Origin of the sequence: Silanimonas sp., from assembly GCF_027530345.1 — a bacterium.
Taxonomy (GTDB): domain Bacteria; phylum Pseudomonadota; class Gammaproteobacteria; order Xanthomonadales; family Xanthomonadaceae; genus Silanimonas.
In genome coordinates this window covers 73,237-92,487 of sequence record NZ_JAPZQK010000013.1, presented here as the reverse complement: position 1 = coordinate 92,487, position 19,251 = coordinate 73,237, and the positions used below count along the sequence as shown (strand labels likewise).

Sequence of the window (19,251 nt, the reverse complement as noted above, 5' to 3'; positions counted from 1 at the left end):
ATGACCACGCTCCTTCGCAACACGCTTGGCGTGGTGGGTCTCGTCGCGGCGGCGGGCGCCCAGGCCCAGGCGGCACCCGACGGCCTCAACTGGCGCCTCGGCCTTTCGGTCGAGCACAGCGACAACATGGCCCGCCGGCCGGTCGCCGTGTCCGAGACGGTGGTCGAGCCAAGCTTGGCGTTCGCTTACCTGAAGGAAGGCGCACGCGGCGAACTCGAAGCCGCGGGCAGCGCGTCCTACCGTCGCTACCAGCAGGGTCGCTTCGACAACGAGACGCTCCAGCAGATCGGCCTGACCGGTCGCTGGGTGCTCGCACCGGAGCGCCTTTCGTGGGCCTTGCAGTCGGTCATCACCGACCAGCCGGTGAATCCCTTCGGCGTCGATGCCCCGGACAACCGCCAGCGCACCCAAGTGCTGGTGACCGGCCCGACGCTGGCCGTCCGGCCCTCGACCAACGTGCGGCTGCTCGGCGAACTGCGCTTCATGGACACCGGCGCGGAACGCACGCCGGAGTTCGACGGGCAACGTGCCGCCGCCGCCGCACGGCTGCTTTACCAGCGCAGCCCGCTCACGGCCCTCTCGGCGGAGTTCGAGAGTGTCGACGCCCAGTTCGATCGCGCGGGAGTCGCACCGGACTATCGCCGCGACAACGCCTTCGTCCGCTATGCGCGCATGGGCGCCCGCGGCGAGTGGAATGCCGACGTCGGCTACAGCCAGGTGCGCTTCGATGACGTGGTGGCCGGATTGGCGCGGAAGCAATCATCTCCGTTGGCCCGTGTTCGCTTGGCGTACGCCCTGACCGAAATCACCCGCCTGGAGGCGGATCTGCAGCGCGGCTTCGGCGACAGCGTGCAGGATCTCCTCGACGGCGCTCCTCGCGCGGCCGACTACACGCTGCCGATCGGGCGTGCGGTGCTGAGCGATTCCACGCTCTCGCCGGATCTCTTCGAGGAGACCGGGGCGCGCCTTGGCGTCTCGCATCGCTCCGAGGCCACCTATTTCCGCGTCGATGGCCGCTGGCGTCGCCAGGAGTACCTGCGCGCCACGGGCCTCGACCAGACCATTCGTGGCTTCGTGGTCTCGGCCAATCGCCAGGTACGGGCGACGTTCTCGCTCGGCGCGCAAGCGGGCGTGGAGTGGCGGCGTTTCGGCGCGATCGAGCGCCGCGACCGCGATTCGCGCATTGCCCTCGTCGCGAACTGGCGGACCTCGCGGCGCACCGGCCTGAGCTTCGAGCTCAGCCATGGCGAACGCAGCAGCACCGAGGCGCAGCAGGTGTTCGACGACAACCGCGCGCTGGTCACCTTCAACCTGGTGCGTTGATGCCTCCGGCGCTCGCCCTGATGTTCCATGGCGTCGAGGGGCCCCGGGCGGGGGGCCCCGGGGCGGCCCCGGCCCCCCGCCCGGTGTGCCGTGGGCTCGGCGGCCCGGCGTGGGCGCCCCCTCGGCTATGCCGCGGACGCGCATTACACGGTCGATGCCACGCGCTTCGCCGCGATGCTGGATGCCCTGCGCGCCGCGGGCTGCACGCTGGGCGCAGCGCGCGACCTGCTCGATGACACCACTTCGCCTCAACCGGTCTGGTTGACCTTCGACGATGGCGACGCCAGCAATGCGCTCGAAGCCCTGCCGTTGCTCGCCGAGCGCAGCCTGAAGGCCGATTTCTTCATCACGCCGGCGCGGGTCGGGCGACCGGGATTCATGGGGTGGGCTGAGCTGCGCCAGATGGCGGTCGCGGGCATGAGCCTGCAGTCGCATGGCCACACGCACGCCTACTTCACGCACCTCGACGCGGCAGCCCTGCGCGAGGAACTGCGCGTCTCCAAGGACCAGTTGGAACAGGGCCTCGGCCAACCTGTGACCTTGCTGGCACCGCCCGGCGGACGTGTGCCACGCGGCCTCGTACCGCTCGCTCGTTCGCTCGGTTATCGCGCGGTGCTGGATTCGACGCCGGGGCTGGTCGAAGAGCGCGATCTCTCCCGGCCGCTGCCGCGCGTTGCGGTGACCGCCGGGCATGCCGTGGACACCGTCTCGACCTGGGCCACGGGCGGCCCGGCCGCGCTGCGTCGCCTGCGGATGCGGCATCGGGTTCTCGCCACCGCGAAGGCGGTGCTGGGCGATCAGCGTTACGAGCGTTGGCGCGGCCGGGCGCTGGGAGCGACGGCGTGATCGTCGCGGCTTGGGCCGTGCTCGTGGGCTGTTTGCTCGTGCTCGGGTGGACGTATGTCGGCTACCCCGTGTGGTTGCTGGCGCTGGCGCGCCTGAAGCCGCGGTCGGTGACACCGCGCCACTGGCAACCGCACGTCACGGTCTGCATGGCCGTGCACAACGGCATGGCCCACCTCGACGCCAAGATCGACGGCCTGCTGGCCCATGACTATCCGGCGGATCGGCTGGACCTCGTCGTGGTGTCCGATGGCTCCACCGACGGCACCGGTGCCCGCCTGCGCGAACGGGCCGGGGATCGCTTGGTGGCCGTCGATGCCGCGGTGCGTCGCGGCAAGACCGCCTGCCTCGCCGATGCAATCGCCCGCGCCCGCGGCGACGTCCTGCTGTTCACCGACGTGCGCCAGCGGTTGGCGCCGGGCAGCGTGCAGGCGCTCTGCGATGCCTTGGCCAGTGGCGAACTCGCTGCGGTCAGCGGGCAGCTAAGGCTCGAGGATGCCGGCGGCTATGCGCAGGCGGTCGATGCCTATTGGAAGTACGAAACCGCGATCCGCCGAGCGGAAGCCGCCTCCGGCTCGGTGGTCGGCGTGAGTGGTGCGCTGTATGCCGTTCGCCGGCAGGACATGCCGGTGCCGCCGCCGGGATTGGTGCTCGACGATGTCTGGGTGCCGATGCGCATTGCCGCAAACGGTGGGCGGATCGGTCTCCAGCCCGCCGCGGTCGCGTTCGACCGCGCTTCCGCCAGCGCCGCGGTGGAATCCGCGCGCAAGCGCCGCACGCTCTCCGGCAACTGGCAGCTGCTTGCCCGCTGGTCCGCCATCGCGATCCCGGGCCGGCATCCGCTGGCGTGGCGCTTCATCCACCACAAGCTGCTGCGCCTCGTCGCTCCGCTGTTCCTGCTCGGTGCCTTCGTCGCGAACGCGGCGCTGCTGGGGCAGGGCACCCTAGCGATCGCGCTGTTCGCCGCGCAGTGCGCCGCTTACGCCCTCGCCCTAGCCGGCTTCCAGTGGCCGGCGCTGCGGGCGCTGCTGCCGGTGAAGCTCGCCTCCGCCTTCCTCGAAATGAACGCCTACGCCGTGCTGGGCTTCATCGATTTTCTTCGCAGCCGCGACGCCCATCTCTGGGCCGCGGCGCCGTCCGTCATCCCCCCGAGCCCCCCATGACCGTGAGTCGCTCCACGCCGACGCCCGACCGCGTCCTCTATCTCGTGTCGCTGTTTCCCTGCTGGTCCGAGACCTTCATCGTCCGCGAGATCGAGCGCTTCGTGGAGCGCGGCGTCGATGTCCGCATCCTTTCCTTGAAGCCCCCGTCCGAGAGTCTGGTGCAGAAGCGCGCCGAAGCCCTGATGGACCGGGTCATCGGCCCGCGCCATCCGCTGGCCGAGCTGCCGACCGTGTTCCTCGAGGTGCTTCGCCACCCCATCGCCGTGCTCGTCGTCGCCGCGCAACTGCTGCTGGGCCTGTGGAAGCAGCCTGCCGCCCTCGGCAAGAGCGCCATCGCGGTGTGGCGCGGCCTTGCCGCGCTGCCGGCCATCCGCCGCTTCGACCCGCAGTGGCTGCATGCGCACTGGGCCACGTACCCGTCGACCGTCGCTTGGGCGCTTTCGAAACTCACCGGCGTGCCGTTCTCCTTCACCGCGCACGCGCACGACATCTTCGTCGAGGACCAGCTGGTCGCACCGAAGCTTGCCGATGCGGCGTTGGCCGTGACGATTTCCCGCTACAACGTGCGCTACCTCGCCCGCTGGGGCGCGGAGCAGCTTGGCGAGCGCCTGCAGGTCGTGCATTGCGGCGTCGATTTCGCCGAGCTTCCGGAGAACCTCGATGCCCGCGCCGACGACCATCTCGTCACGGTCGGCCGACTCGACCCGATCAAGGGCTTCGACACATTGATTCCCGCGCTGGGCCTGCTGAAGCGACGCGGCGTCCCCTTCCGCTGCACCGTCATCGGTGAGGGCCCGCAGCGTCGCGAGCTGGAGGCGCAGATCGCCGCGGAAAACGTCGCCGACCGCGTGGCGTTGGTCGGCGCCAAGCCACAGGAAGCCGTGCGCGCAGCGCTGAACGACGCCACCGTCTTCGTGATGCCCAGCGTGACGACGCCGGAGGGCAACCAGGACGGCATCCCGGTGGCGCTGATGGAAGCCATGGCGACCGCCGGTGCGGTCGTCAGCACCCAGGTCTCGGGCATCCCGGAGCTGGTGCACCACGAGCGCAACGGCCTCGTCGTGCCGCCGGGCGACGCCCGCGCGCTGGCGGACGCCCTGCAGCGACTGCTCGGCGACGAAGCCTTGCGCCATCGCCTCGGCCTTGCCGCGCGTGCGCTCGTTGCCGCCGAGTTCGACGCCCGCCACGAGGCCGACCGGCTGTTGGCGCAGATCGGCGTCCGCTGCGCCGCGCCGGAGGGGCTCGTCCATGCGCGCTGAGCGGGTGCTGGTCGTCACCGACGAAATGGAAGTGGGCGGTAGCCAGCGTCAGATCGTGCACCTGCTGCGCGGTTTGCATGCCCGCGGCCGCCATGCCGAACTGCTGTATTTCCGCGAGCGCTCCCACCTCGTCGACGCCCTCGAGAGCGATGGCGTGCCGGTGCATCGCATCGACAAGCGCGGCGCCATCGATCCGGCCTTCGTGGTGCGCCTGCAGCGCTTCCTTCGCGCGGGCCGTTTCGACGTCGTGCACGCGTTTTCGATCACGGCCGAACTCTGGGTGCGCCTAGTCCTGCCTTTCGTGCCGGGCCTGCGTTTGGTGAGCTCGGTGCGCGGCCTCGGACTCACGGGCCCGGACTGGCACTGGCGCGCCAAGCGCTGGATCGTTCAAGGCTCGTCGGCGGTGATCTCCAACACACGGGCGGGTGCTGAGCTGGTGGCTCGACGCTGCGCGGTTCCCGTCCATGGCATCGACATCGTGCCGAACGGGCTCGAACTCCCGCCGCTGCCGGACGCGACGGACCGCGCCACGGCCAGGCGCGACCTCGGCCTGCCCCATGACGACACGCTGCTGCTCTTCGTCGGTCGTCTGGTGCCGGAGAAAAACCTTCCGCTGCTGATCGACGCCGTCGCCCGGATGGCACCGTCGCGACGCCCTCGGGTGTGGCTGGCGGGCGAGGGCCCGGAGCGCGGCCGTGTCGAGGCGGAGATCACGCGGCACGGGCTCGGCGAGGTCGTGCGCCTTCTCGGCGAACGTAGCGACATCCGTCGCCTGATGCACGCCGCCGACCTGCTGGTGCTGCCGTCCCGCGAAGAGGGCCTTTCCAACGTGCTGCTCGAAGCCATGGCCAGTGGCCTGCCGGTGATCGCCACGGCCGTGGGTGGTAGCCCGGAACTGATCGACGATCGCGTCACCGGGCGCCTGCTGCCCAGCGACGACGCTGCGGCGCTGGCGGCCACGATCGCGGCGCTGGCCGACGACGCCGAGGAGCGGCGTCGCCTCGCCTCGGCGGCGCGCGCGCAGGCGGAGGCGCGCTTCACCTTGGGCGCCATGGTGGAGCACACCGCGCGCATCTACGACCGCTGCATTGTCGGCGGGAAGGTGGCGGCATGAGCGCGACCGCGCTGGCGGCGACGGCCGACGCCCCGACCCAGGCGCTCAACGGCGTTCTCGACGTTCGCGTCGCGCCCGGTCCGACGGTCGCCCGTTGGCTGGTGGGGCAGGGCGCCGGCGTGGAGGCCGTGGCTTTCGGCTTGGCATCGCTCGAAGGCGCCGGGGCCATCCACGGTTTTGGCGAAGGCTGCGTGCGGGTATTGCAGGACGGGGACATCACGGTCGTCGGGGTGTTCGACCTGCTGGTTGGCCGGGCCGACGACGCCCTGCAGGGCGTTGATCTCCGGCCGTGGATGGACTGGCGCGGGCGCTTCGCCTTCGTCCGCCACGATCGCGCGTCCGGTGAGTGGTGCGCGGTGGTCGATCACTTCGGCACCGTGCCGCTGTTCCACACCGCCAAGGGCGAGCAGCTGCTGGTGGCCTCGCACCTGAAGCCGCTGCTGCGCGCGCCTTGGGTGGCGCGCCGCGCCGATCCGGCGGCGGTGTTCCATTTCCTCAATTTCGCCTGCATTCCGGCGCCGCTCACCATCGTCGCCGACGTTCAGCGGCTTCCGCCTGCCAGCCTGCTGCGCTGGCGGGCCGGGCAGGGGCGCGTGGAACGTTGGTGGCGCCCGACGTACGCCGAAGACCTCGATGGCGACGCCGCGACACTCGCGGACGGACTGCGCGAGCGGCTGGTGGCCGCCGTACAGCGCTGCAGGCCCGTGTCCGGGGCGCGCTGGGGCACCTTCCTCAGTGGCGGCACCGACAGCTCGAGCATCACCACGGTGCTCGCGCGACAGGTCCCCGGCGAGGCTGTGCACAGCTTCTCGATCGGCTTCGCCGAAGCCGGTTTCGACGAACTCGAGTTCGCCCGCATCGCCGCCTCGGCCTGCGGGGCGCAAGGGCATTTCGGCAGCATCGACGAAGCCGAGACGCTGGCGGTCCTGCCGCACCTTCCGGAGCTGTTCGACCAGCCCTTCGGCAACGCGTCGGCGGTTCCGACGCTGGCCTGCGCGGCTATGGCCGCCGCGGACGGTCGATCGATCCTCGTGGCCGGCGACGGCGGCGACGAGATCTTCGGTGGCAACGAGCGCTACTCGAAAGACATGATCATGCAGCGGTGGTTCGAGCTGCCGAACGCGGTGAAAACGCTGGGTCGCGCGATCGGCCGCACTGTCGGGGGCGGCTCGAACCGCTTCCTCAACCGCATCGACAACTTCACGCGTCGCAGCAGCCTGCCGAACCCGGACCGGTTCTACACTGACGATGCCTTCGCGTCGGAGTGCTTCGACGAGCTCCTGACCGCCTCGTTCCGCTCGTCGGTGACGGCCGATCTCTCGCTGCAGCTGCTGCGTGGGATGTACGCGGGTTGCGACGCGCGCAGCGAATTGCATCGCTTGATGGCGCTCGACCTTGAGCTGGCCATCGCGCAGAACGACCTCGTCAAGGTGGACGGCGCGGCCCGGCATGCCGGCGTCACCGTCCGCTTCCCCTACCTCGATGCCGACCTTGTCGCCTACACCGGTCGCCTGAAGGCGCACTGGAAGGTCAGCGGCACCGAGAAGCGCCGGCTGTTCAAGCAGGCGACGGTGGGCATCCTCCCCGATGCCATCCTCAAGAAGCCGAAACAGGGCTTTGGCTTGCCGATCAGCGTGTGGATGCGCGATCGTGCGCCGTTCCGTGAATGGCTGCGCGACCTGCTGCTGTCCGAGCGCACCCGTCAGCGTGGCTGGTTCGAACCGGCGTACGTCGCCGACCTGTTCAATCGCCATCAGGCCGGGGGCTGGGACTACTCGGCCCACCTCTGGTCCCTCGCCGTGCTGGAGCTTTGGGTGCGCAACAACCTCGAAGGCGACTTGCCGTGAGCCTGTCGATCCTCATGCTGCTGGAAGGGCAGTTCCCGGCCATGGGTGGTGCCGAGCGCCAGGTGGAAACGCTGTCGCAGGCGCTCGTCGGCCTCGGCCATTCCGTCACCGTCGTCGTCCCCCGGCTCGACGGTTCGCAGAAGTCCGGCGCCTCGCGCCACGAGGGTCTCGACGTGTGGCGCGTGGGTTATCCGCCCCTCCGCTGGATTGGTTCCCTGCTGTTGATGGTTCGCCTGGCGTGGCTGCTTTTCGCGTGGCGCCACCGCTACGACGCCATCCACGTGCACATCGCCCACAACATGGGCGCCGTGGCCAGTGTGATGGGGCGTCTGCTTGGCAAACCGGTGGTGGTGAAGTTCTCCGGCTGGTGGGAGCAGGAGAAAGGCTGCCTCCGCCCGCGGGGCGGCCCTGGCGCGTCCTTGGCGCGGCGAATGCTGCGGCAGGCCACGGCCGTGCAGGCCATCAGCACGCGCATCTCGCGCGACCTGCAAGCCGTCGGCTTCGACCCCTCGCGGATCCACTGGCTGCCGAACGGCGTCAAGACCGCGCGGTTCGAAGGCATCACCCGGCCCGAGGCGGGCAACACGCCGCCGACCGTCGTTTTCGTGGGCCGGCTTGTCCCGGAGAAAGGGCTCGACAGCCTATTGAGGGCGTGGGCGACGTCCCGCCGTCCGGGCTGGCGGCTTCGGCTGGTCGGCGGCGGCGGCGAGGATGCGGCGTTGCGAGCATTGACTGCGACGCTGGGAGTCGCCGACAGCGTCGATCTTCCCGGCCCGAGCGATGCGGTGGAGCGCGAACTGGCCAGCGCCGACGTCGGCATCCTGCCTTCGCGTTTCGAGGGGCTCTCGAACACCCTGCTCGAATACATGGCCGCGGGCCTTCCCGTGATCGCCACGCGCATCAGCGGCAGCGAGGACCTGGTGATCCCGCGGCGCAACGGCTGGCTGTGCGATGTCGACGACGTCGCGGGCCTCGCCGCCGCGCTCGCCGAGGCGATGGACCTGACGCCCCAAGCCCGTCGTGCCATGGGCGATGCCGCACGTGCCGACGTCCTCGCCAAGGCCTCCGTGCCGGCCGTCATCGCGCAACTGATGCCGCTCTACGCCGGGGAGACCGTCTGATGTGCGGCATCGTCGGTTTTGCCGCGGCGCCGGGCCGCGTGGCGCCGGAGTCCCGGGTCGGCGAAGCGATGAACGCCGCCATCGTGCATCGCGGTCCGGACGACGGCGGCGTGCATCGCGAGGACGCCGTGCTGCTGGGCATGCGTCGGCTCGCCATCATCGATCTCGGCGGTGGCCACCAGCCGATGACCAGCGCCGACGGCCAACGGGTGCTGGTGTTCAACGGCGAGATCTACAACTTCCGCCGGCTGCGCGCCGAGCTTCAGGGCTTGGGCCACCGGTTCCGCACCGATTCGGATTCGGAAGTCATCCTCGTCGCCTACGAGGCCTGGGGCGAAGCGGCGGTCGTGCGGCTGGAGGGCATGTTCGCCTTCGCCCTGTGGGACCGCGCCCGCGGCCAGCTGCTGCTGGCTCGCGACCGGCTGGGCAAGAAGCCGCTGTTTCTGTGGGATGGGCCCGACGGTATCGGCTTCGCCAGCGAACTGAAGTCGCTGCTGGCACTTCCGGGCTTCCGCCGCGAGGTGGATGCCGGCGTGCTGCCAGGCTATTTCGCCTTCGGCTATGTGCCGAGCCCGCGCTCCATCTTCCGCGATGTCCGCAAGCTTCCCGCCGGGCACTACGCCGTCTGGCGCGACGGCCGGCTGCGCGAGGAGCGTTACTGGGCCCTCGATTTCTCCCCGACGTTTCGGCGCACCGAAGCCGAGGCCGTCGAGCAGTTGCATGAGCGCTTGCAGGCAGCGGTCGACGATCGCCTTGTCGCCGACGTGCCCTTCGGCGCCTTCCTCAGTGGCGGATTGGATTCCAGCGTCGTCGTCGCCTTGATGGCGCAGCGGATGACGCAACCGGTCAAGACCTTCTCGATCGGCTTCAAGGAAGCCCGCTACAGCGAGTTGAGTGGTGCGAAGCGCGTGGCCGACCTCCTCGGCACCGATCACCATGAACTGGTGGTCGAGCCCGAGGCCACCGAGCTGATCGAGACGCTGGTCTGGCACCTCGACGAACCGTTCGCCGATTCCTCGGCGCTGCCGACCTTCCTCGTCTCCGAACTCGCGCGTCCGCACGTGAAGATGGTGCTCTCGGGCGACGGCGGCGACGAAGCCTTCGCCGGTTACGAGCGCTACCTGAAGTTCCTTGCTCTTGAACGCCTCGGTCCGCTGCGCGGTGCTGCGGCGCTCGGGCTCTGCGCTGCTGGCGCCGTGGTGCCCGGCCTGTTCGGCCAACGCCTGCGTCGGGTCGGTCAGCGCCTCGGCGAGCGGTTCCCCGACAGTTACCTGAGCGGCGTGGCGCTCTCGCGGCCCGAGCAGATGCGTGCGCTGCTCGGCCCGGCGGGCGCGGAAGGCTACGCCTCGCTGCATCCGCTGTTCCCGCCCGGCGATACCCGGCCGATGATCGATCGCATCGTCGACGCCGACATCCGCAGCTACCTGCTGGACGACATCCTCGTGAAGCTCGATCGCATGACGATGGCGGCCTCGATCGAGGGCAGGGCGCCGCTTCTCGACCATCGAGTCGTCGAGTTCGCGGTGCGGCTGCCGGCCCACTTGCGCGTGCGCGGCGGCCGCGGCAAGCACGTGTTACGCGAAGTCGCCCGGCGCTGGCTGCCGTCCGACGTGCTGGACAAGCCGAAGCAGGGATTCGCCATCCCTCTGCCGGAGTGGTTCCGCGCGAAGCTGGGCGCGATGGCCGGCGATGTCTTCGCCAGCCGCGCGTTCCGCGAACGGGGCTGGGTGCAGCCGGCGATCGTGGACGGACTGCTCGCCGAGCATCGCAGTGGCCGCGCCGACCACGCCGAGCCGCTGTGGCAGGTGCTGGTGCTGGAACTGTGGGCGCGTCGCTTCATGGACATGCCCTGACATGATCCTGCGCTTGCTACTGGCCGTGCTGCTCGTCTACACGGTCAACCAGTTCCACTTCGATATCGACCTCGGCATCCCGGGGGTCAACGTCATCAACCTGGTGTTCGGCGCCGCGCTGGCCGCCCTCGTGCTCCAAGGCCGAGGAGCCCCGCTGGCCAAGCCCTCCCTTGGTGGCCCGCTGCGGATCTATTTCGTGGCGGCCGCCATCGCCACGCTCGTGGCGATGTTCGCCCGCCCGCAGTCGCCGATGGAGGACCTCACCTACCTGAAGACGCTGCTGTTCTATCCGCTCTACTACTTCCTTTTCTACTACGCGGTGCGCGATCTGAAGACCGCGCGCCGCCTGATCCTGCTGGTGTTCGTCGTGGCGGCCGTCGCCGGCCTCGAGGCCGTGCGCGAAGGGCTCGATTACGGCATCGGCGGCTATTCGGAAACCCAGCGTGCCGCGGGCCCGTTCGGCCCGGACTACCGCTCGGCGAACCGCGCCGGCGTGTTTTACGCCATGTTCATCCCCTTGTTCGCGGCCCCGGTGTTCTTCCTGAAGGGGCAGCCGTTCTGGCGCATGGTCGCTTTGGGCGGCCTGCTGGTGCTGGCCGCGGCCATCCTGTTCACCTACTCGCGGCAAAGCTATTTCATTGCGCTGTTGGCCCTGGCGCTGATGGCGATTCGCCGCAGCGTCGTGGTGGCCGCGTTCTGCGCCATCGTCTTCGCCATCGCCTTGCCCATGCTGCCCTCCGGCGCGTTCGAACGCGTGCAGGAAACGCAGCAGGTCGACGAATTCGGGCAGGAAGCGGTCGACGACAGCACGGCCAGCCGCTGGGACATCTGGAGCGGCGCCGTGGTCATGTGGTCGGAAAGTCCGATCGGCGTCGGCGCCAACCGCTTCAAGGGATTGATCGGCGACTATTCGAACTACCCCGGCAAGGACGCGCACAACTACTACGTGCTGACGCTGGCGGAGGCCGGCCTCCAGGGCTTGATCGCCTTGCTTGTTCTGGTGTTCGCGCTATGGCGGCTCGGCAGCCGACTGGTGCGCGAGGCCCGCGACCACGAGGCGCTGACGCTGGCGCATGGATTCCGTATCGCCGTGCTGGCGATGGCGCTGGGCAACATCTACGGCAGCCCGTTCAGCGAAGGCACGGTCATGGGCATCTTCTGGGCGTTGGCCGCACTGGTGGAGCGGCAGTCGCAGTTGCGAGCCGCGGGCGCACCGGCCCCGGTTGCGAACCCCGCGCCGCGTCGTGCGCATCCGATGGTGCGTGCGTGAGTCGCTCCGGCCATCACAAGGCACTCGGTCTCTCGGCCTTGAATGGCGCCAGCAAGTTGCTGGCGATCGGCAAGACCATGATGGTCGCCGCGCTGTTCGGTGCCAGCGCATCGCTCGATGCGTTCTGGGTTGCGTATTCGCTTCCGCTGCTGCTGCCGTCCCTGCTCACGACGGTAGTCACGGTGGCCTTCGTGCCGCGGTTCATGGCGAACCTCGAGGGTCGCGAGGGCCCCGAGGCCTGGGCGGGGGCGAACACCTTCTTCACCGTCGTGGTGGGCGTTAGCGTGATCGCGTCGGCGGTGATGTTCGTCTTCGCCGATGCGCTGGTGGGCGCGTTGGCGCCCGGGCTTGCGGCGGAGGCCCGCACCGAGGCGGTGTCGCTCAGCCGCCTGCTGCTGCCCTGCGTGCCGCTGCTGACGCTGTCCTCCGTGCTGTCGGCCCTGAGCAATGCGCGCGAGCGCTTCGTGCTGCCTGCCCTGGAAGGCGTGTTGACCAACGTGACCATCATTGCGTCGGCCCTGATGCTGGCGACCCATCTCGGGGTGATGGCCCTGACCTTGGGCGTGCTCGCCGGGTTCGTCCTGCAGGCTGGCGTTCTCCTCTGGGGCAACCGGGTTGATCTCCGCCGCAGCATCCGTCCGAAGCTCGATCTACGGCATCCGGATTTCCGCGCCCCGGCGGCGCACCTGTTGCCGCTCTTCGTCGGATCGGTGGGTTCGGTATTCACCGGCCTCATCAACCAGTACTTCCTCTCGCACGGCGAGGCCGGCGCGATTTCGGCGATGGCGTACGCGGCGATGTTCGCGTTCCTGCCGGTCGAGGTGTTCGCGCAGGCCGTGATCACCACGTTCTATCCGACCTTCGGCCGGCACTTCGCCCGCGGCGAGGTCGACGAAGCCGCGCAGGCCTTCGCCGATGGCTTGCGCTTCCTGCTCTTCCTCACGTTGCCGGCGGCCATCCTGCTGATGCTGTTCTCCGAGCCGCTGGTGGCCCTGCTGCTCGAGCGCGGTGCGTTTACCCCGGCGCAGACCGCGCTCACGGCCGACATCACCGAGGTGCTGGCGCTCGGCCTGATTTTCCGCTCCGCCGCGTTCTTCAACTATCGCGTGCTGCACGCCGCCGTGCGCCCGTGGTTGCAGGTCGGCATCGGCCTGCTTGGCGTGGCCACCCACCTCGGGCTGTGCCATCTCTGGGGCGACAGTGGTGGCGCCGTGGGCGTCGCGTGGGCGGCGTCTGTGTCCATGCTGCAGTCTGCGCTGCTCTCGCTGCTCGCCGCGCTCTGGGTGCTGCGCTGGCGCTGGCCCAAAGGGCTGTGGCCGGAGCTCGGGAAGCTCGCTGCCGTTGCCGCGGCGATGGCGGCCGTGGGCCTCCTGCTCCTGCCGTTGGTGTGGCCGACGCTTCCCGAGACGCGCCTTTTCCATGCCGTCGAAGCGATGGCCATCGCCTTCGTCGCTGGTGTGGCTGGTCTTGCCTGCGCGTGGCGGTTGCGCCAGCCCGACCTGCAATGGATCGCTGCCGGCATCTGGGGCAGACTCCGCCGCGGCACTGCACCATGAGTCCATCCCCCCGTATCGGAGCACGTTGCTGATGTTCGATTCCGCCCGCTCGTTCCTTCGCCCCTTCTTCGCTTTCGCCACGCTGCTCGGCGCGTGCTCGGTGGGTGCGCAGTCGGCCCCGGGGCCGACGACCGGTCCGTGCCTGAATTTCTATTCCGCCAGCTACTCGCCCGTCGTTGGCGAAGTCATGGCGCCGTTCAAGGCCAGTCCACGCCCAGCCAAAGGCGTGGCACAACGTGATCCGTTCTTCGGCACCTGCGTGGTGCGTGCCACCGACCATGCCGCGGAGCCGCCCTCCGGTTTCGCGCGGAACGACTACTCGCGCCGCCAAGCCTTCAACGCCGACAACTCGCGATTCATCGTCTACGCCTTCGACGGCGCGTGGCACCTCTACGACGCCAACAGCCTGGCCCACGTTCGCGTTCTGAACGGGCCGGCAGGCGACGCCGAGCCGCAGTGGCATCCCACCGATCCCAATCGGCTCTACTACCTGCCGACCAATGGCGGCATGCGGATGTCCGTGCTGGACGTCAATACCAATGTCACGACGTTGGCGGCCGATTTCACCGGCAAGCTGCCTTGGGCTGGCGTGGCGCGCGTCTGGACGAGATCGGAAGGTAGCCCCTCTGCAGACGCTCGCTACTGGTGTTTCCATGCGGAGAACGCGAATTTCGGCATCCTCGGCGTGTTCACCTACGACCTGCAGACGCAGACGGTCGTCGGCACGCGTGCGATGACCGCGCGCCCCGACCACATCAGCATGTCCGCCAGCGGCCGGCACTGCGTCGTGAGCAGTCTCAATGGCATGGGCGGCACGGTGGCCTGGAATCGAACCTTCACCAGCTCACGGCAGTTGCACGCAACGTCCGAGCATTCCGACCTTGGGTTGAGCCCGACCGGCGAGGACATCTTCGTTTTCGTCGACTACCAGAGCAATGCCGGCGATCTCGTCATGGTCAACCTCGATACGGGGGTGCGCACGGCGCTGTTCCGGACCTACCTCGACGGCAGTGGAACGGCGTATCACGTGTCGGCGAAGAACTTCAATGTGCCGGGCTGGATGCTGCTGTCGACCTATGCCTACAGCGGTCCCGAGCGGTGGCTGCACGAACGCATCATGGCCGTGGAGCTCCGGGCCAGCCCGACGATCATCCAGCTCGCGCACCACCAGAGCCGCGCCAATGGCTACTGGACCGAGCCGCATGCAAGCGTCAACCGTGATTTCACCCGCGTGCTGTTCACTTCGAACTGGGGCAGCACCAGCGACCAGGACGTTGACGCCTATATGGTCCAGCTGCCGCCGGACCTGTTCCAGCGTGCGAAGACGCTGAGCTGCCCCGCACCCTGAGGCTTACTCGATCTGGCTCGCCGCGTGCCGCGCGTCGAGCCACTCCATCGCGTCGCGCGGCTTCAATCCTGCGGCTTTTTCGTACGCGGCGGCGGCGGCATCCTCGCCCTTGGCACCATTCAGCAGCAGGGCGACATTGCCTTGCTCGAGGTGCGCCACCGGCGACTTCGGCATCAGCTTGAGCGCGGCAGCGAGGTGTTTTTCGGCTTCCGACGCCTTCGCGCCGTAGGTCATGCCGCCGATCAGCCCGCCCACCTTCGAAACGACCTCGGCGTGATACACGGCCATCGCGAGGCGCGCCTCGGCATGGTCCGGTTCAATGGCCAAGGTCTTGTCGAGGCTTTCGCGCACCTTGCCGGCCAGCCCCTGCTTCAGCGCCTTCACGATGCTGATGCCCTGACTGTAGCGGCCCAGCCCGAAGGCGCGCCGGTAGTGGCTGTTCGCCTCACCGGGCAGGGCATCGATGGCCTGCTCGGCGATGGCCGTGACGAACTCGAAGCGCTGCAGGCGTTCGGCATCGTCATTGACGAGGTAGGCCGCGTGGATGCCCAGCGCCTTCGTCGCCAACGAGGCGCCGAGCACGCCGAGCGCGCGGCCCGCCTCGTGGGCAGCCTCGAAACGGCCTTCGTGGAACGCCCGCCAGCCGTCCTGCAGCTGCGTGGCGACGCCATCGGCGTCCAGATCCTTTGGCGCCGCCTTGCCCGCTGCCTTCAGCAGTGCCGCGGCGCGCTTCGCGTCCGGATAGGGCTCGGCGTCGCCGGCATGCAGGTCTTTCCAGGCTTTCTTGAGCGCATCGCCCGAGAAGTCGAATTTCGGGGCCTTGGCGGGCAGGGTGGCCCAGCCGGACTTCTTCTTCGTCGCCATCGTTGGGGTCTCCTCGATCCAGCGCGCAGACTGCGGCGATATTTCGCTCGCGTCTAGTGTGAAAGCTCTGCGCCGCGAACCAAAACTCGCGCCGACGCCATTCCGGCGCGAATCCAACGGTGGTCCCATGGCACGTTCGTCCTCCCGCACCCGCACCCGTCGCACCGCGCGTCCCCGCGCCGTCGCCGCGCCGGTCAATCCGCGTACGGTCTTCCTCGCCAGCCTCGGCGTCGCCGTGCTGGCCGGTCGCCAGGCCGAGCGCCTCGCGTCCGATGTCGCGGAAGTGCCGCAGCGCCTTCGCGCCGGCGCCGATGCCGCGGTCGACACCGCGCGCAGCGAAGTGAAGAAGCTCGCCAAGTCCGCCCGTTCGCGCATTGCCCCGCTGAAGCGCGAGGCCGACAAGCTCGGCGCCCAGATCGACGCGGCCCGCGTCCAGGGCGTGGCCGAAGCCGCCAAGCGCCTGAACCCGCTGCTCACCCGCGTCGGCCTGCCGAAGATCGTCGCCAAGGCCCCGGCCAAGCGCGCCGCCAAGGCCGCGGTGAAGCGCCCGGTCGCTAAGAAGGCGGTGAAGGCCCGTCGCCGGGCCTGAAGCGTCAGTCCTGGTAAGCCTGGCTGAGCGTGTTCAGGTGGACACGCTCGGCATCGCGCAGGAAGGGCGAGATCAGCATCATCATCTGCACGATGCCCTGGCGGATGGATTTCGCCTCGTCCTGGTCGCCGCGCGCGGCGCCGTAGTTCAGCCAGAAGGTGGCGACCAGCAGGATGTTGGTCGCCAGCGCGTCCATCTCCGCCGCCGAGGCGCGCAGGATCCCCGCCTGGGACAGGCCACGGATCACCGAACTGGCGTTTTCCGTGGCGCGCTTGAGGATGCGCGCGAAACGCATCCGCAGCCGGCGGTTGCGGCTCAGGATGTCGACAAGGTCGCGGTACAGGAAACGGTTGTCCCAGATGCACTCGAAGACGAGGTGCATCTGCAACCAGATGTCCTCCAGGCCCGGCAGGCGGCCTTCCGGGACGGTCATCGCTTCGCCGATGCGCTCCTCGAAGCGCCCGAACAGCTGCTCGATGATGTCGTCCTTGTTGCGGAAGTGGTAATACAGGTTGCCCGGGCTGATCTCCAGCTCGTCGGCGATGTGGTTCGTGGTCACGTTCGGCTCGCCCTGGGCGTTGAACATCGCCAAGGCGCAGTCGAGGATCCGTTGCCGGGTCTGGGGAGCCATCGGGATGGTCGCGGGCCGGCCGTCAGGCCGTCAGCTTCTTCACGAGGTCGACATACTTCTTCATCGCGTCGTCCTGCTTCGTGCCCTTGAGCTTCTCCCAGGCCTCGTACTTGGCGTTGCCAACGAAATCGAAGAAGCCGGGCCGCGCGCCGTTGACGTCGCCCTCGGAGCCCTGCTTGTAGAGGGCGTAGAGGCGCAGCAACGTGTCGTTGTCGGGACGCTCGGCCAGGGCCATCACGGCGTCCTTGGCCTGTTCGAACTGGGTCTTGAGGTCGGGCATTGCGGCGATCCGGGGCTGACAGCGAACGCTGAGATAGCACGCCCCCCCGGGCCGGTCAACGCACCCGTGCCGTTTGTCGTTTCCGCGCGCCTCTGGCAACGTAACCGGGCATCCCGCACGCCTGCGGGACTTGGTCCATGGTCGTTCCTGGGAGAGGGTGACATGACGTATTTCGTGACCGGCGGCACCGGCTTCATCGGTCGGTTCCTGGTCAGCAAACTGCTGGCGCGCAAGGGGCAGATCCACGTTCTCGTCCGTAAGGGCTCGCAGAAGAAGTTCGACGAGACCGCCGCGAAGATGGGCTGGGACCGTAAGCGGGTGCTCCCCGTCGTCGGTGATCTCGCCAAGGCGAAACTTGGCCTCACGGCTGCGCAGCTGAAGGCGCTGACGGGCAAGGTGAAGCACGTCTTCCACCTGGCGGCGATCTACGATCTCACCGCCGACGCCGAATCGCAGCGTATTGCGAACGTCGAGGGCACCACGCACGCGATGGAGTTCGCCGGCGCGGTCAAGGCCGTGTGCTTCCACCACACCAGTTCGATCGCCGCGGCGGGCCTGTACCCGGGCGTGTTCCGCGAGGACATGTTCGACGAGGCCGAAGGCCTGAACGACCCGTATTTCCGCACCAAGCACGATTCGGAAGGGCTGGTGCGCACGTCCTGCCCAGTGCCGTACCGCATCTACCGTCCAGGCGTCGTCATCGGCCACAGCAAGACGGGCGAGATCGACAAGATCGACGGCCCGTACTACCTGTTCTCGCTGATCAAGAAGATGCGGCAGACGATGCCGCAGTGGATGCCGGCCATCGGCATCGAGGGCGGCAAGATCAACCTCGTGCCGGTCGATTTCGTGGTGGACGCGATGGACCACATCGCCCACAAGCGTGGCCTCGACGGCAAGTGCTTCCACCTGGTGGATCCGGATCCGGAGCGCATCGGCGAGGTGATGAACACCTTTGCCCGCGCCGCCCACGCGCCGGAAATGAGCATGCGCATCGATGCGCGCATGTTCGCCGTGGTGCCGGGCTACATCCGCAGCGCCATCAAGAACCTGCCGCCGGTGCAGCGCTTCTCGAAGGCCGTCCTGAAGGACCTGAAGATCCCGCGCGAGGCACTGGGCTACATCACGTACCCGACGCGCTTCGACACCCGCGAAGTGGAGCGTGCGCTCAAGGGCAGCGGCATCACCGTGCCGAAGCTGGACACCTACGCGTGGCGCCTCTGGGACTTCTGGGAGCGCCACCTCGACCCGGACTTGTTCATCGATCGCTCCCTGCGCGGCAAGGTCGAGAACAAAGTGGTGCTCATCACCGGCGGTTCCTCGGGTATCGGTCTCGCCGCCGCCCACAAGATCGCCGACGCGGGCGGCAAGGTCGTCATCGTGGCCCGCGGCGAGGAGGAGCTCTTCAAGGCCCGTGACGAGATCAAGGCCAAGGGCGGCAAGTGCTTCGCCTACACCGCCGACCTCACCGACCTCGCCAGCTGCGACGAACTGATCCAGAAGGTGCATGCCGAGATCGGCCCGGTCGACATCCTGATCAACAACGCCGGCCGCTCCATCCGCCGTTCGATCGAGCTCAGCTTCGACCGCTTCCATGATTTCGAGCGGACGATGCAGCTGAACTACTTCGGCAGCCTCCGCCTGATCATGGGCGTGTTGCCGGCGATGATCGAGCGCCGCGGCGGCCACATCATCAACATCTCGTCGATCGGTGTTCTGGCGAATTCGCCGCGTTTCTCGGCCTACGTTGCTTCGAAGGCGGCGTTGGACGCGTTCAGCCGCTGCGCACAGGGTGAGCTGTCGGGCAAGAACATCGCCTTCACAACCATCAACATGCCGCTGGTGAAGACGCCGATGATCGCGCCGACCAAGATGTACGATTCGGTGCCGACCCTGACGCCGGAAGAGGCCGCTGACCTCATCGTCGATGCGGTGATCACCCGCAACAGCCGCATCGCGACGCGCTTGGGCATCTTCGCGTCGGTGCTGAACTCGGTGGCCCCGAAGGCCTACGAGATCGTGATGAACACCGCCTACGAGCTGTTCCCGGATTCGGCGGCGGCCAAGGGCATCAAGGGCATGCGCGAGGGTGACAAGCCCTCGAACGAGCAGATCGCCTTCGCGGCGCTGATGCGCGGCGTGCACTGGTAAACGCTCCGAAAGACGGAAAGCTGAAGGCCCGCGCAAGCG

16 protein-coding genes are annotated in these 19,251 nt (G+C 68.6%); 13 read left to right on the top strand and 3 right to left on the bottom strand.

From position 1 onward, the window contains the following. From O9255_RS07890 to O9255_RS07840, 11 genes are all read left to right on the top strand, one after another. Nucleotides 1–1,323 carry a hypothetical protein gene (locus O9255_RS07890; RefSeq protein ID WP_297866310.1) on the top strand — a complete coding sequence of 441 codons (1,323 nt, stop codon included), beginning with the start codon at nt 1–3 and terminating at the stop codon, nt 1,321–1,323. Between the two features lie 90 nt (nt 1,324–1,413). Further along, nucleotides 1,414–2,169, top strand: coding sequence for a polysaccharide deacetylase family protein (locus O9255_RS07885; protein WP_297866309.1), 756 nt, complete (start codon nt 1,414–1,416; stop codon nt 2,167–2,169). Beyond that, nucleotides 2,166–3,329 (top strand): glycosyltransferase, encoded by a 1,164-nt coding sequence (locus O9255_RS07880; RefSeq protein WP_297866308.1) that lies wholly within the window; start codon nt 2,166–2,168, stop codon nt 3,327–3,329. The genes O9255_RS07885 and O9255_RS07880 overlap by 4 nt, the downstream gene beginning before the upstream one ends. Continuing rightward, nucleotides 3,326–4,588, top strand: a complete 1,263-nt coding sequence (locus O9255_RS07875; RefSeq protein WP_297866307.1) for a glycosyltransferase — start codon at nt 3,326–3,328, stop codon at nt 4,586–4,588. The genes O9255_RS07880 and O9255_RS07875 overlap by 4 nt, the downstream gene beginning before the upstream one ends. Beyond that, nucleotides 4,578–5,702 carry a glycosyltransferase gene (locus tag O9255_RS07870; RefSeq protein ID WP_297866306.1) on the top strand — a complete coding sequence of 375 codons (1,125 nt, stop codon included), beginning with the start codon at nt 4,578–4,580 and terminating at the stop codon, nt 5,700–5,702. The genes O9255_RS07875 and O9255_RS07870 overlap by 11 nt, the downstream gene beginning before the upstream one ends. Next, complete coding sequence (locus tag O9255_RS07865) at nt 5,699–7,549, top strand: asparagine synthase-related protein (protein ID WP_297866305.1); 1,851 nt, start codon at nt 5,699–5,701, stop codon at nt 7,547–7,549. Before O9255_RS07870 ends, O9255_RS07865 begins: the two co-directional genes overlap by 4 nt. Further along, complete coding sequence (locus O9255_RS07860) at nt 7,546–8,670, top strand: glycosyltransferase (protein WP_297866304.1); 1,125 nt, start codon at nt 7,546–7,548, stop codon at nt 8,668–8,670. The genes O9255_RS07865 and O9255_RS07860 overlap by 4 nt, the downstream gene beginning before the upstream one ends. After that, nucleotides 8,670–10,523 (top strand): asparagine synthase (glutamine-hydrolyzing), encoded by a 1,854-nt coding sequence (gene asnB / locus O9255_RS07855; RefSeq protein ID WP_297866303.1) that lies wholly within the window; start codon nt 8,670–8,672, stop codon nt 10,521–10,523. The genes O9255_RS07860 and asnB overlap by 1 nt, the downstream gene beginning before the upstream one ends. Before the next feature lies 1 nt (nt 10,524). Further along, complete coding sequence (locus O9255_RS07850; RefSeq protein ID WP_297866302.1) at nt 10,525–11,793, top strand: O-antigen ligase family protein; 1,269 nt, start codon at nt 10,525–10,527, stop codon at nt 11,791–11,793. Then, on the top strand, nt 11,790–13,349 hold the full coding sequence (locus O9255_RS07845; protein WP_297866301.1) for a lipid II flippase MurJ: 1,560 nt from the start codon (nt 11,790–11,792) through the stop codon (nt 13,347–13,349). The genes O9255_RS07850 and O9255_RS07845 overlap by 4 nt, the downstream gene beginning before the upstream one ends. 31 nt (nt 13,350–13,380) lie before the next feature. Further along, nucleotides 13,381–14,697 carry a hypothetical protein gene (locus O9255_RS07840; protein WP_297866300.1) on the top strand — a complete coding sequence of 439 codons (1,317 nt, stop codon included), beginning with the start codon at nt 13,381–13,383 and terminating at the stop codon, nt 14,695–14,697. Nucleotides 14,698–14,700: 3 nt separating this feature from the next. On the opposite strand, the gene O9255_RS07835 is transcribed toward O9255_RS07840, so the two are convergent. Further along, entirely contained in the window at nt 14,701–15,561 is an 861-nt protein-coding gene (locus tag O9255_RS07835; protein ID WP_297866299.1) for a hypothetical protein, read from the bottom strand. Nucleotides 15,562–15,688: 127 nt separating this feature from the next. Between O9255_RS07835 and O9255_RS07830 the strand changes: the two genes are divergently transcribed. Next, complete coding sequence (locus O9255_RS07830) at nt 15,689–16,150, top strand: hypothetical protein (protein ID WP_297866298.1); 462 nt, start codon at nt 15,689–15,691, stop codon at nt 16,148–16,150. A gap of 4 nt (nt 16,151–16,154) precedes the next feature. On the opposite strand, the gene O9255_RS07825 is transcribed toward O9255_RS07830, so the two are convergent. Together O9255_RS07825 and O9255_RS07820 are read right to left on the bottom strand one after the other, a co-directional pair. Continuing rightward, complete coding sequence (locus tag O9255_RS07825; protein WP_297866297.1) at nt 16,155–16,781, bottom strand: TetR/AcrR family transcriptional regulator; 627 nt, start codon at nt 16,779–16,781, stop codon at nt 16,155–16,157. A gap of 22 nt (nt 16,782–16,803) precedes the next feature. Beyond that, a complete protein-coding gene (locus O9255_RS07820) occupies nt 16,804–17,061 on the bottom strand; it encodes an acyl-CoA-binding protein (RefSeq protein WP_297866296.1) in 258 nt (85 codons plus the stop codon). A gap of 162 nt (nt 17,062–17,223) precedes the next feature. Between O9255_RS07820 and O9255_RS07815 the strand changes: the two genes are divergently transcribed. Continuing rightward, on the top strand, nt 17,224–19,212 hold the full coding sequence (locus O9255_RS07815) for an SDR family oxidoreductase (RefSeq protein WP_297866295.1): 1,989 nt from the start codon (nt 17,224–17,226) through the stop codon (nt 19,210–19,212). The last annotated feature ends 39 nt before the right edge of the window (nt 19,213–19,251 follow it).

What these genes read in the sequence shown, in the direction of transcription:
- O9255_RS07890 (WP_297866310.1), top strand. Translation starts at nt 1, where the DNA reads ATGACCACGCTCCTTCGCAACACGCTTGGCGTGGTGGGTCTCGTCGCG.
- O9255_RS07875 (WP_297866307.1), top strand. Translation starts at nt 3,326, where the DNA reads ATGACCGTGAGTCGCTCCACGCCGACGCCCGACCGCGTCCTCTATCTC.
- O9255_RS07870 (WP_297866306.1), top strand. Translation starts at nt 4,578, where the DNA reads ATGCGCGCTGAGCGGGTGCTGGTCGTCACCGACGAAATGGAAGTGGGC.
- O9255_RS07865 (WP_297866305.1), top strand. Translation starts at nt 5,699, where the DNA reads ATGAGCGCGACCGCGCTGGCGGCGACGGCCGACGCCCCGACCCAGGCG.
- asnB (WP_297866303.1), top strand. Translation starts at nt 8,670, where the DNA reads ATGTGCGGCATCGTCGGTTTTGCCGCGGCGCCGGGCCGCGTGGCGCCG.
- O9255_RS07850 (WP_297866302.1), top strand. Translation starts at nt 10,525, where the DNA reads ATGATCCTGCGCTTGCTACTGGCCGTGCTGCTCGTCTACACGGTCAAC.
- O9255_RS07840 (WP_297866300.1), top strand. Translation starts at nt 13,381, where the DNA reads ATGTTCGATTCCGCCCGCTCGTTCCTTCGCCCCTTCTTCGCTTTCGCC.
- O9255_RS07835 (WP_297866299.1), bottom strand. Translation starts at nt 15,561, where the DNA reads ATGGCGACGAAGAAGAAGTCCGGCTGGGCCACCCTGCCCGCCAAGGCC.
- O9255_RS07830 (WP_297866298.1), top strand. Translation starts at nt 15,689, where the DNA reads ATGGCACGTTCGTCCTCCCGCACCCGCACCCGTCGCACCGCGCGTCCC.
- O9255_RS07825 (WP_297866297.1), bottom strand. Translation starts at nt 16,781, where the DNA reads ATGGCTCCCCAGACCCGGCAACGGATCCTCGACTGCGCCTTGGCGATG.
- O9255_RS07820 (WP_297866296.1), bottom strand. Translation starts at nt 17,061, where the DNA reads ATGCCCGACCTCAAGACCCAGTTCGAACAGGCCAAGGACGCCGTGATG.
- O9255_RS07815 (WP_297866295.1), top strand. Translation starts at nt 17,224, where the DNA reads ATGACGTATTTCGTGACCGGCGGCACCGGCTTCATCGGTCGGTTCCTG.